This is a genomic window from Streptomyces sp. NPDC048278 (assembly GCF_040652195.1).
Classification (GTDB): Bacteria; Actinomycetota; Actinomycetes; order Streptomycetales; family Streptomycetaceae; genus Streptomyces.
The window spans coordinates 14,489-28,391 of sequence record NZ_JBEZLP010000034.1 but is presented as its reverse complement, the minus strand read 5'-3'; the positions used below and the strand labels follow the sequence as shown (position 1 = coordinate 28,391).

At 73.8% G+C, this 13,903-nt stretch carries 14 protein-coding genes; 7 read left to right on the top strand and 7 right to left on the bottom strand.

The features are described from left to right. Positions 1-51 precede the first annotated feature (51 nt). The 5 genes from AB0D74_RS39640 to AB0D74_RS39620 all read right to left on the bottom strand — a co-directional run bounded on the left by AB0D74_RS39640 (position 52) and on the right by AB0D74_RS39620 (position 6,469). Positions 52-1,848, bottom strand: a complete 1,797-nt coding sequence (locus AB0D74_RS39640) for an ABC transporter ATP-binding protein (protein WP_362598149.1) — start codon at positions 1,846-1,848, stop codon at positions 52-54. After that, a complete protein-coding gene (locus AB0D74_RS39635; protein WP_362598146.1) occupies positions 1,845-3,620 on the bottom strand; it encodes an ABC transporter ATP-binding protein in 1,776 nt (591 codons plus the stop codon). The genes AB0D74_RS39640 and AB0D74_RS39635 overlap by 4 nt, the downstream gene beginning before the upstream one ends. A 105-nt stretch (positions 3,621-3,725) precedes the next feature. Then, positions 3,726-4,436 carry a histidine phosphatase family protein gene (locus AB0D74_RS39630; RefSeq protein WP_362598142.1) on the bottom strand — a complete coding sequence of 237 codons (711 nt, stop codon included), beginning with the start codon at positions 4,434-4,436 and terminating at the stop codon, positions 3,726-3,728. A 255-nt stretch (positions 4,437-4,691) separates the two neighbouring features. Next, the gene (locus tag AB0D74_RS39625; RefSeq protein ID WP_362598139.1) at positions 4,692-5,804 is read right to left on the bottom strand and encodes a histidine kinase; all 1,113 of its coding nucleotides are present in this window, start codon (positions 5,802-5,804) and stop codon (positions 4,692-4,694) included. Further along, positions 5,801-6,469 (bottom strand): response regulator transcription factor, encoded by a 669-nt coding sequence (locus AB0D74_RS39620; protein WP_362598136.1) that lies wholly within the window; start codon positions 6,467-6,469, stop codon positions 5,801-5,803. The genes AB0D74_RS39625 and AB0D74_RS39620 overlap by 4 nt, the downstream gene beginning before the upstream one ends. Before the next feature lie 254 nt (positions 6,470-6,723). On the opposite strand from AB0D74_RS39620, the gene AB0D74_RS39615 reads away from it, so the two are divergent. From AB0D74_RS39615 to AB0D74_RS39600, 4 genes are all read left to right on the top strand, one after another. Further along, a complete protein-coding gene (locus AB0D74_RS39615) occupies positions 6,724-7,779 on the top strand; it encodes a serine hydrolase domain-containing protein (RefSeq protein WP_362598134.1) in 1,056 nt (351 codons plus the stop codon). A gap of 62 nt (positions 7,780-7,841) precedes the next feature. Continuing rightward, the gene (gene miaB, locus AB0D74_RS39610; protein WP_362598131.1) at positions 7,842-9,368 is read left to right on the top strand and encodes a tRNA (N6-isopentenyl adenosine(37)-C2)-methylthiotransferase MiaB; all 1,527 of its coding nucleotides are present in this window, start codon (positions 7,842-7,844) and stop codon (positions 9,366-9,368) included. A gap of 85 nt (positions 9,369-9,453) precedes the next feature. After that, positions 9,454-9,744 carry a hypothetical protein gene (locus tag AB0D74_RS39605; RefSeq protein WP_362598128.1) on the top strand — a complete coding sequence of 97 codons (291 nt, stop codon included), beginning with the start codon at positions 9,454-9,456 and terminating at the stop codon, positions 9,742-9,744. Positions 9,745-9,754: 10 nt separating this feature from the next. Beyond that, complete coding sequence (locus AB0D74_RS39600; protein ID WP_362598125.1) at positions 9,755-10,492, top strand: class III extradiol dioxygenase subunit B-like domain-containing protein; 738 nt, start codon at positions 9,755-9,757, stop codon at positions 10,490-10,492. Between the two features lie 78 nt (positions 10,493-10,570). Here the strand turns inward: AB0D74_RS39600 and AB0D74_RS39595 are convergent, their stop codons facing one another. Beyond that, positions 10,571-10,858 (bottom strand): antitoxin, encoded by a 288-nt coding sequence (locus tag AB0D74_RS39595; RefSeq protein WP_362598122.1) that lies wholly within the window; start codon positions 10,856-10,858, stop codon positions 10,571-10,573. Positions 10,859-10,891: 33 nt separating this feature from the next. Continuing rightward, a complete protein-coding gene (locus AB0D74_RS39590) occupies positions 10,892-11,197 on the bottom strand; it encodes a hypothetical protein (RefSeq protein ID WP_362598119.1) in 306 nt (101 codons plus the stop codon). A 183-nt stretch (positions 11,198-11,380) separates the two neighbouring features. On the opposite strand from AB0D74_RS39590, the gene miaA reads away from it, so the two are divergent. The 3 genes from miaA (at position 11,381) to dapF (ending at position 13,897) form a co-directional block, all read left to right on the top strand. Continuing rightward, positions 11,381-12,319, top strand: coding sequence for a tRNA (adenosine(37)-N6)-dimethylallyltransferase MiaA (gene miaA / locus AB0D74_RS39585; protein WP_362598116.1), 939 nt, complete (start codon positions 11,381-11,383; stop codon positions 12,317-12,319). A 107-nt stretch (positions 12,320-12,426) separates the two neighbouring features. Then, a complete protein-coding gene (locus AB0D74_RS39580) occupies positions 12,427-12,942 on the top strand; it encodes a hypothetical protein (RefSeq protein WP_362598296.1) in 516 nt (171 codons plus the stop codon). 91 nt (positions 12,943-13,033) lie between these two features. Beyond that, complete coding sequence (dapF, locus tag AB0D74_RS39575) at positions 13,034-13,897, top strand: diaminopimelate epimerase (RefSeq protein WP_362598113.1); 864 nt, start codon at positions 13,034-13,036, stop codon at positions 13,895-13,897. Positions 13,898-13,903: the final 6 nt, after the last annotated feature.

Here is a 13,903-nt window from a genome sequence, read left to right as displayed (position 1 = left end):
GCTGATCCTTCTGTTCTTGGCCGTTCTCGGCTGTTCTCGGCTGTTCTGGGGTCAGTGGGGAGCGGTGGGGGAGCGGTGGTCCGACCAGGCCTGCCACAGGGCGGCGTACTGGCCCCGGGCGGCGAGGAGTTCGTCGTGTGTGCCCTCCTCGACCACCCGGCCGTCGCTCAGCACGACCACCCGGTCGGCCGCGGCGGCCTGGCTGAGGCGGTGCGCCACGACCAGCGCGGTACGGCCCCGCAGCGCCTGCTCGGCGGCCTCGTCGAGCAGCCGGGCGCCGGAGCTGCCCGCCTCGGCGGTCGCCTCGTCGAGCACGGCGACCGGCGGATCGGCCAGCAGCAGCCGGGCCAGGGCGAGTTGCTGGGCCTGGTCGGCGGTGAGCCGGTGGCCGCCGTCGCCGACGACCGTGTCCAGCGCCTCCGGCAGGGCCTCGGCCCAGCCGAGGGCGCCCACCGCGGCCAGCGCGTCCCGCAGTTCCTCGTCGTCCGCGTCCGGGCGGGCGAGCCGCAGGTCGTCGGCGAGCGGCCCGGCGAAGACGTGCACCTCCTGGGTGACGAGCCCCACCAGGCGGCCGGAGCCGTCCGGTTCGGCGCCGCCGACGTCGACCTGTCCGGCCTCCGGACGGTGCAGCCCCGCCACCAGCCGCGCCAGGGTCGTCTTGCCCGCACCCGTGGTACCGACCAGCGCGACCCGTTCCTTGGGCCGTACCGTGAGGTCGACGCCGTGCAGCACCGGACGGCCGGGCACATAGGCGTGCGAGACCCCGGTCAGCGTCACGGTCGGATCGCCCGCCATGCCGGTGGTACGACCGTCCGTGCGCTCGTCGGCCGCGGACGCCGGCTCGTCGACGACCCCGACCAGCCGGGCCAGTCCCGCCGTCGCCGACTGGGCGTCGTCGAGGAGCACCAGCGCGGTGTTGACCGGCCCGAAGAGGCTGTGGAAGTAGAGCGCGGCGGCCGTCGCGGTACCGACCGAGGCGGCGCCGGAGCGCACCAGCAGGAACCCGGTGACCAGCACGGCGGCGAGGCCCACGTACTCGGCGATGTGCAGCCTGCTGTAGAAGCGGAGCACCAGCCGTACCCCGCGCATGGTCAGCTCCACCGCCGCCCGCGAGCGTTCGGTGACCCGGCGGGTGTGGTCGTCCTGGAGCCGGTACGCCCGTACCGTGCGGGCCCCGCCGATCGTGTCCAGCAACTGCTGCTGCTGGGCCCCGGTGGCGATCCGTTCCTTCGCGTACAGGGGCACGGCGTTGCGCACGTACCAGCGGGCGGTGTGGGCCTGCACGGGCACCGCGAGCAGCGCGGCCAGCAGGAACCGCCAGTCCAGCACGGCGAGGGCGGCCAGGGTCAGCACGATCGACAGCCCGGAGCGGGCGAGTTCGGGCAGCGCGGTCCGGACGGCGTCGGCGACCCGGGAGACGTCCCGGGTGACCCGGGCGTTGAGGTCGCCGGAGCCCGCCCGCTCCAGCCGCTCCAGCGGCAGCGACAGGGCGCGTTCGACGAAGAGTTCACGCAGCCGGGCCAGCGCGGTCTCGCCGAGCCGGGACACCAGGGACATGCCCAGCGCGGTGCTGACGCCCTGCACCGCGGCGACCCCGGCGAGCGCGAGGACGGGCCAGGTGAGCGCGTCGGGGGAGCGGTGCTCGGTGACCACGTCCACGATGTGCCCGAGCAGCGGCTGGGTGAGCAGTCCGACGGCCGTCGCGATCACCATGGTGCCGAAGCCCGCGACCGCCAGCTTCCGGTCGGGGCGCAGGAGTTCGCGGACGGCCGCGCGGGTGCGGGCGGGCGTGGCGGTGGGCAGCAGATGACTTTCGGTGCCGTCCGGCCCCGTGGTGACGTCCGTCATGCCAGCACCGCCGTCCGGTAGGTCTCATGGGTCCGGGCGAGTTCCGCGTGGGTGCCCTCGGCGCCGACCCGGCCGCCGTCCAGCAGCACCACCCGGTCGGTGACGGCGAGCAGCGCCGGGCTGTTGGTCACCACGACCGTCGTACGGCCCCGCCGGAACTCCCGCAGCCCCGCGGCGATCCGGGCCTCGGTGACCGCGTCCACGGCGGTCGTCGGATCGTGCACGACCAGGACCGGAGGCCCGGCCCGCAGCGCCCGCGCCAGCAGGACGCGCTGCCGCTGCCCGCCGGACAGCGAACGCCCGCCCTCGCCCACCCCGGTGGCCGCACCGCGCGGCAGCGAACGGACCACCTCGTCGGCGTCGGCGGCGGCCATGGCGCCGGCTGTGAGCAGGTCGCCGGCGTCGGCGGTCATGGGGCGTGCCGTCAGCGGGTCGTCGGTGGCGGCGGGGGCGTCGGTGGCGGTGGCGGTCGGGGTGGCCGTGGCCGTGGGGACCACGTTGTCGGCGAGGGATCCCTCGAACAGCGCCGCGTCGTGGGCGGCCACCAGCACCGCCGCCCGGAGCTGAGCCGGGTCCAGCCTCGTCAGCGGCACCCCGTCCAGCTCGACCGAACCCGACTCCGGGTCGCTCTCCCGGCCCAGACAGCTCAACAGGGCCTCGGCGCAGGCCGGATCGGTCACCGCGATCCCGGTCAGCCGCCCGGCGGGCACGTCGAGGTCCACACCGTCCAGCCCGCCGAGCCGTACCCCGCGCAGCCGCAACTCCCCGCGCACCGCGTCCGGAACCGGCTCGTCGCCGCCCGGGACGGCGGGCCCCGCGGAGAGCACCTCGGCGATCCGGGCGGCGGAGGCCCGGCCCTGCGCCAGCTCGGCGTTGACCCACGCGGACGTCTCCAACGGCCCCAGCAGGAACAGCGCGAGCCCCACCGCCGAGACCAACTGCCCCAGCGTGAGCGACCCGTCGAGCGCCAGCCGGCCGCCGACCCAGGCGATCAGCGCGATGAACCCGCCGGTGAGCGCCAGCACGAGCCCGGTCTGCCACGACTCGGCCCGTGCCGCGCGCAGGGTGGCCGCGAGGGAGTCCTGGCTGGTCCTGCGGTACCGCTCGACCGCGGCCCGCTGCGCGCCCAGCCCCTTCAACACCCGCAGTCCGGCCACCAGATCGGCCGCGACCCCCGCGGCGCCCGCGGCCCGGTCCTGCTCGGCCTCGCTGCGCCGCTCCAGCGGCTTGCCCAGCAGATGCCCGAGCCACAGCAGGACGGGCGTGCCCAGCAGCACGATCAGACCGAGCGGCACGGAGGTCAGCAGCAGTGCCACGGCGCTGACGGCGATACCGGCGACGGCCGAAATCCCGCTCATCAGCGCCATGTTGACCGCACCGACGCGCTTGGCGTCCTCGGTGGCGACGTTGGCCAGCTCACCGGAGAGCCGGTCCGCCTCGGCCCCGCCGCGGGCGTCGAGCACCCGGCGCACGACGGCCAGCCGCAGTTCGTGCGCGGCCTCCTCGGCCCCGCGTTCCGCGGCCCGCGCGCCCAGCCGGAAACTCCACGACAGGCACACGTACAGGACCGCCAGCACCGCCAGCCACAGCACCAGACGCCCGCCGTCCCGGCCGGCCACGGCCTGGTCGACGACGACACCGATGAGTACGGGGACCAGAGCCTCCCCGAGCTGGTGCACGCACCCGAGCGCCGCACCGAGAGCGACCCGCCGCCCCTGCCTTCGGACCGAGCCGGACAGGACATCCCGCCCCGACAGTTCCCCTGTTCCCACCGGCCACCCTCCGGAGACGGTCAACTTAGGCAAGGCTACTCTAAGTAAATCCCGTCCCGTCAATCCCCGCCCGGGGAGCAACTCCGGAGTTTCCGGGCCCGCTGCTCAGGCCCTGAGCGGGTTGGCGCCCCGAAGGGGCGCGGGGAACTGCGCGACCGGCCACGACGGCGCCGCACCCGACGGACGGCGCTCCGTCCCGTCGTCCTGGCGGACCGCCGCCGGCCGGCGCGGCAGCAGCCGTCGCGGGGCCTCCCAGCGGGACCCCTGGCCGAACCGGACGTCCCAGCAGCCGTCTCGCCGGGTGAGGAGGACCGTGCTCAGGGGCGGCACGGCGAGATGCCAGAAATTTCGCGCCGGCAGGCCCAGGGCACGGATGAGCGCGGCTCGGACGACGGCCGCCTCGGCGATCGCCACCACGTGGCCCGTGTCGGGCGCCAGGCCGCTCAGCCAGTCCCCCGCCCGGCGGCACAGCCGGCGTACGGACTCCCCACCGTGGGGCGCGGCATCCGGATCCGTGAGCCAGGCGCTGAACCCGTCGGGGTCGGTCGCGGCGACGTCACCGACGGTACGACCGCGCCACTCGCCCACGTCGAGATCGCGCAGCATGGGCTCCGCCACCGACGCCAGGCCGATCGCGTCGGCAGTCTGCGAGCAGCGGGTCGAGGGTGTCCGGACGGCTCGCGCATCGGCGGAGAGCACTGCTCTCGCGGCGCCTGCCAGAAGCAGGCCGGTGTCGCTGAGGGGGGCGTCGCCGAGGAGCGGGTCCAGCGTGGCGTCACCGCCGGGCGCGCACAGAAGCGTCAGGTGGATGGACATGGGACCGGCCTCCTTCTTGGGTCTTCTCGGCCCTTCTCGGCCCGGCACGGCATCGGGCGGTGCGAAAGCCGCTCTCCCGGCCCCGCCGACGCCACGTGGTGCCTCACGTGTTCCACAGTCGGTGCAGGCCCCCCGCCCGCACCATCCGCCAGGTGTCCGGAACCACCCCGCCGACTGGCCGACCTGCCCTCCCCGCGGCCCGGTCGCCTCGCGGCGTGCACCGGTTCCGGTTCCGGTGAGCACCGGAACCGGCACTCACCGGTTCCGCTCGACCGGCAGTTCGAGACGGAGTTCGTACCCCCCTTCGGGCGTGGGCCCGGAGGTGACGGTGCCGCCGAGGAGTTCCGCGCGCTGGGCCAGCCCGACCAGGCCGTTCTGGGCGCTCGGCAGGGCGTAGGCGGGCCGGGTGGGGGCGGTGTTGCCGACGGTGGCGCGGAGGACACCGTCCGTATGTCTGACGTGGACGGTCGCGGCGGCGCCGGGGGCGTGCTTGCGGACGTTGGTCAGCGCTTCCTGGACGGTGCGGTAGACGGCGCGCTGCACCGTGGGCGGAAGCTCCTCGGGCAGGTCGGTCTCCAGCTTCGCCTCGATGCCGCTGCCCCCGACCAGGTGCTCCAGGTCGGCGAGCGAAGGCTGCGGGGTGAGCTCCGTGGGCCTGCTGCCGGAGGCCCGCAGCACGCCGACCATGTGCCGCAACTCCTCCAGCGTCTGCACGCTCAGGCGGCGGATCGTGGCCCCGGCCTCCCTCGTCTCGGCGTCCCGGCCGCTCACCTGGAGCGCTCCGGCCTGTACGGCGATGAGACTGACCTGGTGGGAGACGACGTCGTGCATCTCCCGGGCCAGCTGGGCGCGCTCCTTCGCCAGCACGCTCTGGGCGGTCAGCAGCCGCTCCTGCTCGCGGGCCTCGGAGATGTCGGCGAGCCGCAGGGACAGCTCGCGCCGGGCCTGGACGAGCTGGCCGAGGAAGACAGGAGCGGCGGCGGTCGCCAGGGTGTAGCTGAGGTGGAACAGGCCGTTCGTCTGGGACAGCTCGGTGGCGTCCAGCGACGACCACGGCCAGGGCAGGAAGTCGATGATCGCGTAGGCCAGCGCGCAGCCGGCCAGCAGGAGACGGTGGCGGTTGACGGAGGAGAGCGTGTACAGCGCGGCCATGGGAGCGACCACCGAGTCGGTGACCAGGGCGGTGGGCAGGGTCAGGGCGAAGGTCGTCAGGGGCAGCCGGTGCCGCAGCATCAGGGCGAGGGCGCCGAGCAGCGCGCACGCGGCGGCCGGCTCCTCCTCGACCCCGACATGCGCCCAGGCGTCCGCCAGCGCGACCCCGACGAAGCCGATGTCGAGCAGTACGGCCGCCGGCCGTCGGGAGGTCATCGGACGCCCTCGTCCTGCGCGGGGGTGAGCAGGCCCGCCCGTTCGGCGACGAGCGCCGCCTGGACGCGGCTGCTCACCCGCAGTTTGCCGAGGACGCTGGTGACATGGCCCTTGATGGTGCCGGTGCTCAGGTGCAGCCGTTCGCCGATCTCGTTGTTGGCGAGTCCTTCGGCCATGAGGACGAGCACGGCACGTTCACGTTCGGTGAGCCCCGCGGCGAGACGGGCGGCGGCCGGTTCACGGACGCTGTTGTCGAGGTAGCCGCCCACCACCAGGCGGGTGACCTTGGACGACAGTACGGTCCCGCCCTCGGCCAGGGTGCGCACCAGATGGGGCAACTGCTCGGGGTCGGTGTCCTTGAGCAGGAATCCGGCGGCGCCCGACCGCAGAGCCGTCGCCACGTACTCGTCGGTGTCGAACGTGGTGAGCATGGCGACCACCGGCGGCTGCGGCATGCCGTGTAGGTCGGCCAGGATCGTCAGCCCGTCCACGTCCGGCATCCGGATGTCGAGCAGGACCACGTCGGGCCGCAGCTCCCGCACCGTGCGTACGGCCCGGCCACCCGGCACCGCCGCGACGACCTCGATGTCGTCCGCCGTTTCGAGGATATGCATGAAACCCGTGCGGATCAGGGCTTCGTCATCGACCACCAGTACCCGGATCACGTGCGCTCCGCTCCTCGCGTGCCCTGTCGGTGCGTACCCCGTGGCGGCCGTCGTGCCGGCGGCCGGCCCGGAGAACCCGCCGGTTGGCGGCGCGACCTCAGCCGGTCGGCGGGCACGCCCGCCGCCATGGCGGTGAGCGCGCCACTTCGGCGAACCGCGCCACCTGCCCGCCCGTGGCGCAGCCGGGACCTCCGCATGCGTCTGACTACGCTGAGCAACGGGAGACCCCACCGCCCAGGACAGATCGGGAGACCATGGCCCTCGACCTAGACATCGACCGCATCCGCGAGCTCGTCGGCGAAGGCGTCCGCGACAAGGTCTACCCCGGCGCCGTCTGGGCCGTGGGCGACCGCTCCACCCTGGCCATCGGCACCCCGGGCGTGCTGGATCCCGACCGGCCCGACGAGCCGATGCGGCACGACACCGTCTTCGACGTCGGCGGCCTCACGGAGGTCCTCGCGGTCTGGCCGGCCGTCGGCTGCCTCGTCGCGGACGGCACCCTGCACCTCGACGAGCCGCTCGGAGACTTCTGGCCCGAGGCGACCGGCCACCCCCTGGGCCGGGCGACCACCCGCCACCTGCTCACCCACACCGCCGGGCTCCCGCCCCGCACCGACCCCGACCTGGGGAAGCTGTACGGCACCCACCCCCGGGACATCCGCGAGGGCGTCCTCCGCGAAGCCGTACACCGTCCGCCCGGGGAGGCCGTGGAGTACACCGACCGTGCCGCCCTCGTCCTCGGCCAGCTCGCCGAAGCACTCTCCGGCCAGGGCCTCGACGTCCTCGCTGCCACCCGCGTGTGGCAGCCCCTCGGCATGACCCACACCCGCTACGGCCCCCTGCCCGACGAAACGGCCGCCCGCTGCGCGCCGACCGAACTCGACGACAGCACGGCGGTCCGCCTGAAGGGCACCGCCGCGTCGTCGTCGGCACGCCTGCTCGGCGGAGTCTGCGGCGCCTCCGGAGCGTTCTCCGCCCTCCCCGACCTCGCGGCCTTCCTCCGCCACCTGCTCCAGCCGGGACAGGACGGCGGACAACCGGGCTTCGGGCCCGCCTGGATCCAGGAGTCGCTGCGGATCCGGACCGGCGATCCCGCACCCGCCTGCGGACTGTTCTGGCACCCGGTCCCGGGAACCGGCCCCGGGACCGACGACATCTGGGAGCCCCACGCCGCCACGGGAGCAGGCGCCTGGCTCTCGCCGCAGCAGGGCCGCTGGGCGGTCCTGCTGACCAACGAGCTCTACTACGGCGGCGGCCCCGGACCCCTCGGCCACATCCGCGACGCCTTCCGCTCGCTCGCCTTCGCCTGACGGCGCGCTGCCCGCCGGACGGGCCGGGGCGGCGGTCTCCGGGGACCGCCTACCCTTGACCCATGACCAGCAGCAGCGACCGGAGCCCGGTAGTGGACGTTCAGGCACCCAGGACCTACGAAGTGCGCACCTACGGGTGCCAGATGAACGTCCACGACTCCGAGCGATTGTCCGGGCTGCTGGAGGACGCCGGTTACGTGCGCGCCCCCGAGGACGCGGACGGCGACGCCGACGTGGTCGTGTTCAACACCTGCGCGGTCCGCGAGAACGCCGACAACCGGCTCTACGGCAACCTCGGCCGGCTCGCGCCGAGGAAGGCGTCCCGCCCCGGCATGCAGATCGCGGTCGGCGGCTGCCTGGCCCAGAAGGACCGCGACACCATCGTGCGGAAGGCCCCCTGGGTCGACGTCGTCTTCGGCACCCACAACATCGGCAAGCTGCCGGTCCTGCTGGAGCGCGCCCGGGTCCAGGAAGAGGCCCAGGTGGAGATCGCGGAGTCGCTGGAGGCGTTCCCCTCCACCCTGCCGACCCGCCGCGAGAGCGCCTACGCGGCCTGGGTGTCGATCTCCGTCGGCTGCAACAACACCTGCACCTTCTGCATCGTCCCGGCCCTGCGCGGCAAGGAGAAGGACCGCCGCACCGGTGACATCCTCGCCGAGATCGAGGCCCTGGTCGGCGAGGGCGTCTCCGAGATCACGCTGCTCGGCCAGAACGTCAACGCCTACGGCTCCGACATCGGCGACCGCGAGGCCTTCAGCAAGCTGTTGCGCGCCTGCGGCACCGTCGAGGGCCTGGAGCGCGTCCGCTTCACCTCCCCGCACCCCCGTGACTTCACCGACGACGTCATCGCGGCCATGGCGGAGACCCCGAACGTGATGCCCCAGCTCCACATGCCGCTCCAGTCCGGCTCGGACACCGTCCTGAAGGCGATGCGCCGCTCGTACCGGCAGGAGCGTTACCTCGGGATCATCGAGAAGGTGCGGGCCGCGATCCCGCACGCGGCGATCACCACCGACATCATCGTGGGCTTCCCCGGCGAGACCGAGGAGGACTTCGAGCAGACCATGCAGGTGGTCCGCGAGGCCCGCTTCACGCAGGCCTTCACCTTCCAGTACTCCAAGCGGCCCGGCACCCCCGCCGCGACGATGGAGGACCAGATCCCCAAGGACGTCGTCCAGGCACGCTACGAGCGTCTCGTCGCCCTCCAGGAGGAGATCTCCTGGGACGAGAACAAGAAGCAGGTCGGCCGCACGCTCGACCTGATGGTCGCCGAGGGCGAGGGCCGCAAGGACGGCGCCACCCACCGCCTCTCCGGCCGCGCCCCCGACAACCGCCTCGTCCACTTCACCAAGCCCGACCAGGAGGTCCGCCCCGGCGACGTCGTCACGGTCGAGATCACCTACGCCGCCCCGCACCACCTCCTCGCCGAGGGGCCGACGCTCGCCGTACGCCGCACCCGCGCCGGCGACGCCTGGGAGAAGCGGAACGCGGCCGAGGCGGCCAAGCCGGCGGGCGTCCTGCTGGGACTGCCGAAGATCGGCGTCCCGGCGCCGCTGCCGGCGGCTGCCGAGGGCTGCGCGGCGCACTGAACACGCGCCATACTTCTCACGTCGATCAACATGCCGATCGACACGTCGACCAACGAGCGGTCGACCGGGAGCCGGGGGGCGGAGCATGGCGCGCTGGGTGGTTGTCGTGCAGTTCGGGAACGGGGAGTACTACAAGGTCGAGGAGGTCACCCGTTTCGAGAGCACCCCGGAGCAGGCCCGGGCCACCCTGTACGAGGTCGCCTGCACCCACCGTCCGCGCGCGGGCCTGCGCCAGCAGCGCCGTGAGGTGTTCCGGATGCGGGACGGGGACGAGTACTACGTGAACATCGGCGGCATGATGTCCACGTACCGTGTGTTCTACCGGCTGGCGGAACTGGCGTGGAGCACCGGTCCCGGGGCCGCGGACCCGCAGTAGGCTGCCGATCATGCTTGTCGCAGCCGCAGTCTGCCCCTGCCCGCCCGTCCTCGTCCCCGAGCTCGCCGCGGGAGCCGCGCCGGAGCTGGACGCCGCGCGTGCCGCCTGCACCGACGCGCTCGGGGTGCTCGCCGCCGCCCGGCCCGACCTCCTGGTGGTGGTGGGGCCCGCCGAACAGGCGGGACGCGGGGTGTTCCCGCAGGGCAGCCGGGGCACCTTCCGAGGCTTCGGGGCCGAACTCGACGTACGACTGGGCGGCGGCCCGGCAGGAGATCCGACGGGCGGTCCGGACGCGGCCGGTGAGCGCGAGCTGCCGCCCTCCCTCGCCGTCGGCGCCTGGCTGCTGGAGCGCACCGGCTGGGCCGACGCGCCCGTCGAGGGGCTCGGCGTCGGCGAGCCCCTGGAGACCGAGCGGTGCGTCAGGACCGGCCGGGAGATCGCCGGCCGGGCCGCGCGGGTGGCGATGCTGGTGATGGGCGACGCCAGCGCCTGCCGCACCCTCAAGGCGCCGGGCTACCTGGACGAACGGGCGGCCCCCTTCGACGCGGAGGCCGCCCGCGCGCTGGGCGCCGCCGACATCGAGGCGATCAAGGCCCTCGACACCGACCTGGCGTACCGGCTCAAGGCCGCAGGCCGGGCCCCCTGGCAGGTCCTCGCCGGCGCGGCCGAGGACGCCGGCCTCGCCGGGGCCCTCCTCTACGACGACGCACCGTACGGCGTCTGCTACCTGGTGGCGGCCTGGTCCTGAACGGCCGCCGAAACGGCGGACGGCCGGGAGTCGGGTGACTCTCGGCCGTCCGCCGATCTGCGCCGGGACCCGCCCGGCTCAGGAAGCCGGCGGCGGCCCCTCCGGCCTGGTCGGGGCGGTGGGGTCGGGCGTCGTACCGCCCATGGCGTCCGGGTGCACGAACCGGTCCACGGCGCCCTTGGCCCTGCCCGTACCCGTCTGGATCTTGTCGCTGTACTTGCCCTTGGTCTTCTCGTCGACGACCCGCGCGGCCTTGTCGATGCCGTGCTGCAACTTGTCGATCTTGTCCTCGTGCTGCTGCGCGAGGTGAGAGGCCTTGTCCTTGGCCGGGGCGAGCTTGGCCTTCAAATTGTCCAAAAGACCCATGGTTACCTTCCCTATGGCTTCCCTCGCGGGCCGTTATGTGCGGGCGCTCTCGCCGGCCTCGTTGTCGGCGGCCTCCCTGGCGGACTGCTGCTTGGGGATCTCGGTGTCCGCGGCGACCGCGGCACGCTCCGTCTCCGTCCTCGCGTCCGCCTCCCGGCCGTCGTCCTCGCCGGAGCCCTTCGCCTCGGCCACGGCCTCGGCCGCCTCCTCCGCGGCGTTCTCCGCTCCGGGCCCGTCCGGCCCGGCACCGGCCGACGCCACGGCCTCCGGCGCTTCCGGCCTCCTCGGCTCTTCCGACGCCTTCTGCTTCTTCCCAAGGAACCGTGCAAAAACGCCCATATCCACTCCATACGTTACTCGTGCGAGCGAAATCCCGCGTGACCCCGGTGCGTCCGATTGCGCCGGACCGGTCGCGGCCTCCCGGCGGCGGTGGCGGGAACCTCGCAACGGGCAACGAAGCCGGACACGCTCCGTCACGTAACTCGTTCGAGACCGGTCTCCGAGGTTTGCGAGACTGGTGCGGTGAGCAGCGCACCCCCCGCCCCCCGTGTCATCGCCGTCGTCGGCCCCACCGCGGCCGGAAAGTCCGACCTCGGCGTCTTCCTGGCCCAGCGGCTCGGCGGCGAGGTCGTCAACGCCGACTCCATGCAGCTGTACCGGGGGATGGACATCGGCACCGCCAAACTGACGCCCGAGGAGCGCGCAGGCGTCCCGCACCACCTGCTCGACATCTGGGACGTGACCGTCACCGCCTCCGTCGCCGAGTACCAGCGGCTCGCCCGCACCCGCATCGACGCCCTGCTCGCCGAGGGCCGCTGGCCGATCCTGGTCGGCGGCAGCGGGCTGTACGTCCGCGGCGCCGTCGACAACCTGGAGTTCCCCGGCACCGACCCCGAGGTCCGGGCCCGCCTGGAGGACGAGCTCGCACTGCGCGGCTCCGGCGCCCTGCACGCCCGGCTGTCCGCCGCCGACCCCGAGGCGGGCCGCGTGATCCTGCCCAGCAACGGCCGCCGCATCGTCCGCGCGCTGGAGGTGATCGAGATCACCGGGCGCCCCTTCACCGCCAACCTGCCCGGCCACGACTCGGTCTACGACACCGTCCAGATCGGCGTCGACGTGGCCCGCCCCGAACTCGACGAGCGCATCGCGCTGCGCGTCGACCGGATGTGGGAGGACGGACTCGTGGCCGAGGTGCGCGCACTGGAGGCGCACGGGCTGCGCGAAGGCCGCACGGCGTCGCGCGCCCTCGGCTACCAGCAGGTCCTGGCGGCGCTCGCCGGCGACTGCACGGAAGCGGAAGCACGGGCCGAGACCGTCCGTGCCACCAAGCGCTTCGCGCGCCGCCAGGATTCGTGGTTCAGGCGCGACCCCCGCGTGCACTGGTTGAGTGGGGCCGCGGCGGACCGCGAGGAACTTCCGCGGCTGGCCCTGGCGTTGGTCGAACGACCGGTCACAGCCTGATCACGTCATGGCATCGGGATGCGCCACCGGTCATCGGGGCCTCCGGCGCCGTGCCATCATCGAGCTTCGATCGCAAGTGGAGTCCTAGGTTGGGAGGGCGCGTGGCGATGGAGGCCGGCCCTCGCGACACCGCACAAGACACCGAGCACGTCGCCGTCGAGGCCCTCGAACCGGGTGAGGCCGAGGAGGCCGAGGGGCGACTCTCGCCGGACGGTCCTGACGACACGGTGGGCGGCGGCGTCACCGCCGACGGCCCCGAGCCGGAGGAGATGTTCGCGAGCGGCCCCGAGGTCGAGGTGGAGCTCCGCCCGCAGCGCCGTCTGCGCCTGTGGCAGCTCGCGCCCATCGTCGGCCTGGCCGCGGTCGGCTCCCTGATGTTCGCCTTCCCGCTGGCCTTCGACTTCGGCGACAGCGGCGCGGTGATCGCGATGCTGGGCCTGCTGATCTGCTCCTGCGCGGCGGGCTGGGGAATGATGGCGGCCAGGAAGGTCGGCTACACCTGGCCCGGCCTCCCACCACGAGGCTCGACCCGCAGGCCCGACTGGCGCGTGGTGATCGGCTACGTGATCCTGGTCGCGATCGTCGTCGTCCTGGCGGTATGGCGCGTAGCGCGCCTGCGCTGAAGCGGCCCCGAAAGGGGCGCGGGGAACTGCGCGACCAGCCCCCACCGGCCCGCAGCCAAGACACGACGCAACCCTCCCTTACCCTCGAAGAATGAGCATCCCCTTCCTCAAGGGCCACGGCACCGAGAACGACTTCGTGATCGTCCCGGACCCCGACAACGCCCTGGACCTCACCCCGGCCGCCGTAGCCGCACTCTGCGACCGCCGCTCGGGCATCGGCGCCGACGGCGTGCTGCACGTCGTACGGTCCGCCGCGCACCCCGAGGCCAAGGGGATGGCCACCGACGCCGAGTGGTTCATGGACTACCGCAACGGCGACGGCTCGATCGCCGAGATGTGCGGCAACGGCGTCCGCGTCTTCGCCCGCTACCTCCAGCACGCCGGCCACGCCACGGAGGGCGACCTCGCCGTCGCCACCCGTGGCGGCGTCAAGACCGTCCACATCGCCAAGGACGGTGACGTCACCGTCGGCATGGGCAGTGCCCGCCTCCCCGAGGGCGACGTGACCGTGAGCGTCGGCGACCGCACCTGGCCCGCGCGGAACGTGAACATGGGCAACCCGCACGCCGTCGCCTTCGTCGCGGACCTCGCCGACGCCGGCGACCTCTACACCCCGCCCCCCTTCAGCCCCCCGTCGGCCTACCCCGAAGGGGTCAACGTCGAGTTCGTCGTCGACCGCGGCCCCCGCCACGTCGCCATGCGCGTGCACGAGCGCGGCTCCGGCGAGACCCGCTCCTGCGGCACCGGCGCCTGCGCGGTCGCCGTGGCCGCCGCCCGCCGCGACGGCGCCGACCCCTCGGTCACCGGCGCCCCGGCGACGTACACCGTGGACGTGCCCGGCGGACGGCTCGTCATCACCGAACGGCCTGACGGCGAGATCGAGATGACCGGCCCCGCAGTGATTGTCGCCACGGGCGAGATCAGTGCGGAGTGGCTGGAAAATGCCGCCCGTTGAGCTGAC

Bases quoted from the DNA above. Each gene is read 5' to 3' on its own strand.
- AB0D74_RS39630 (WP_362598142.1), bottom strand. From the start codon at position 4,436: ATGTCCATCCACCTGACGCTTCTGTGCGCGCCCGGCGGTGACGCCACG.
- AB0D74_RS39590 (WP_362598119.1), bottom strand. From the start codon at position 11,197: ATGGGCGTTTTTGCACGGTTCCTTGGGAAGAAGCAGAAGGCGTCGGAA.
- AB0D74_RS39615 (WP_362598134.1), top strand. From the start codon at position 6,724: ATGGCCCTCGACCTAGACATCGACCGCATCCGCGAGCTCGTCGGCGAA.
- AB0D74_RS39625 (WP_362598139.1), bottom strand. From the start codon at position 5,804: ATGACCTCCCGACGGCCGGCGGCCGTACTGCTCGACATCGGCTTCGTC.
- AB0D74_RS39580 (WP_362598296.1), top strand. From the start codon at position 12,427: ATGGAGGCCGGCCCTCGCGACACCGCACAAGACACCGAGCACGTCGCC.
- AB0D74_RS39605 (WP_362598128.1), top strand. From the start codon at position 9,454: ATGGCGCGCTGGGTGGTTGTCGTGCAGTTCGGGAACGGGGAGTACTAC.
- AB0D74_RS39595 (WP_362598122.1), bottom strand. From the start codon at position 10,858: ATGGGTCTTTTGGACAATTTGAAGGCCAAGCTCGCCCCGGCCAAGGAC.
- dapF (WP_362598113.1), top strand. From the start codon at position 13,034: ATGAGCATCCCCTTCCTCAAGGGCCACGGCACCGAGAACGACTTCGTG.
- miaB (WP_362598131.1), top strand. From the start codon at position 7,842: ATGACCAGCAGCAGCGACCGGAGCCCGGTAGTGGACGTTCAGGCACCC.
- AB0D74_RS39640 (WP_362598149.1), bottom strand. From the start codon at position 1,848: ATGACGGACGTCACCACGGGGCCGGACGGCACCGAAAGTCATCTGCTG.
- AB0D74_RS39600 (WP_362598125.1), top strand. From the start codon at position 9,755: ATGCTTGTCGCAGCCGCAGTCTGCCCCTGCCCGCCCGTCCTCGTCCCC.